The organism is Vibrio sp. 1978, from assembly GCF_033344345.1.
Genome location: NZ_JAWPOP010000401.1, coordinates 1 through 742, shown reverse-complemented (window position 1 = coordinate 742; position 742 = coordinate 1). Strand labels below are relative to the sequence as shown.

General features: G+C 44.5%; 1 protein-coding gene. It reads left to right on the top strand.

From position 1 onward, the window contains the following. A partial coding sequence (locus R8N49_RS26865; protein WP_318190420.1) for a carboxy terminal-processing peptidase occupies nucleotides 1-742 on the top strand: 742 nt, incomplete at both ends.

Sequence of the window (742 nt, the reverse complement as noted above, 5' to 3'; positions counted from 1 at the left end):
TGACGGTATCATCGTTGATTTACGTAACAACGGTGGTGGTGCTCTTACTGAAGCAACAGCACTTACTGGCCTCTTCATTAAAGAAGGCCCAGTCGTACAAGTGCGCGACAGCTATGGCCGCATCAAAGTTAATGCTGATACCGACGGACTGGTAAGTTACGATGGTCCTTTGACGGTATTAATCAACCGCTACAGTGCATCGGCATCTGAAATTTTCGCAGCTGCAATGCAAGACTACAACCGCGCCGTCATTCTTGGCGAAAACTCGTTTGGTAAAGGTACGGTTCAGCAGCACCGTTCATTGAATCATATCTACGATCTTTTCGATAAAGAGCTCGGTTATGTTCAATATACGATTCAAAAGTTCTACCGCATCGATGGCGGCAGTACTCAGAACCGTGGTGTAGCGCCAGACATTGCGTACCCAACACCAATTGATCCGAGTGAAACCGGTGAAAGTGTTGAAGACAATGCTCTGCCTTGGGATAGTATCGATAAGGCGACTTATCAGACATTTCCAGATAACGACAAGTTGATTGCAAACTTGACAGAACTTCACAATAAGCGAATCGCTGATGAGATGGAATTCCGTTTCATAAACGAAGACATTGAGAAGTATCGTAAAGAAAAAGACGACAACATGTTGTCGCTAAACGCGAAAGTCCGCAAAGACGAGTCAGATAAAGCAGAAGCATTACGTTTGAAACGTATTAATGAACGTCAAACGGCTTTGGGTAAGAAA